This is a genomic window from Rhizobium sp. 25PS6, from assembly GCF_032464655.1.
GTDB lineage: Bacteria > Pseudomonadota > Alphaproteobacteria > Rhizobiales > Rhizobiaceae > Rhizobium > Rhizobium laguerreae.
Window position 1 is genome coordinate 1 of the sequence record NZ_JAWDIV010000068.1, and the last position, 938, is coordinate 938.

The 938-nt window shown below is 59.6% G+C and carries 2 protein-coding genes; both read right to left on the reverse strand.

What is annotated here, in order from left to right:
* On the reverse strand, positions 1-177 hold a 177-nt coding region (gene bufA1, locus RWK44_RS34830), incomplete at its 3' end, for a BufA1 family periplasmic bufferin-type metallophore (RefSeq protein WP_316030178.1).
* 244 nt (positions 178-421) lie between these two features.
* Positions 422-938 (reverse strand): patatin-like phospholipase family protein (locus RWK44_RS34835; RefSeq protein ID WP_316030176.1); only part of this gene is annotated, 517 nt, incomplete at its 5' end.

The window sequence follows — 938 nt, forward strand, 5'->3', positions numbered from 1 at the left end:
GGTGCCGGCGCAGGAATGGGTGGCCGTCTGGCAATCGTTGAGGCCGGCCTTGACGACGCCGTAGCACTTCTCGAACGAGAATTCGGGCTGTGCAGCCGGGCCGGCAAAGGCGCTGGAGGCTGCCATGGAGGTGATGGCAGCAAGGGCGGAACCGATGAGGATGCAGGTCGAGTTCATGGAAATGTCTCCTGGTTGAGGTTGGATCAAACCGGTTTCCGGCTTGACTGGAATTACTTTCCCGCATTGCCGGTGATGTTTGAAATGCTGTTGCGGCATGGTTTTCATAGACTGGCGCTATGCGCGGCGGCGGCTGGCGAGAAGACAAAAAATACCCCCCCGGGGGGACCGGGGGGAGGAAGTGGCATGCAGCGAGGGAGGGAGCGGACCGGAACCGGCGGCGCGGAAGGAAATCCTTGGAAAATCAGAGATATCGTTCGCGAATGTCGACTGTCGAGCGCTTGCCGATGTCCTGGTAGTTGGCCAGCAGCCACATGTCGGCGCATTCCCGGCCGCGGTCGCGCAGATCGACCAACGCCCCCCAATCGGCATTGAGCTTGCTCGACACGGAAAGGCTCTTCATCGTCTCGTCATCGGAGATGCCGTGCACGAAGATGCGCTTGAGATTGCCGGTACTTTCCGGAGATGCATCAATCAAATCGGTGACGAAGGCCACCGCCCGCATTTCCCGCAGCAGCGACGAATTGAAACTGATCTCGTTGATGCGATTGAGTATCTCGGAGGCGGTGTGTGGCACCTCGGCACGCTCGATCGGATTGATATGGACGACCAGCACATCCGGCGTGTCGCAGCCATAGATCAGCGGAAAGATCGCCGGATTGCCCATATAGCCGCCATCCCAGTAGGACTCGCCGTCGATCTCGACCGCCTGAAACAGGAAAGGCAGACAGGCCGAAGCCATGATGGCATCGATCGAGAGC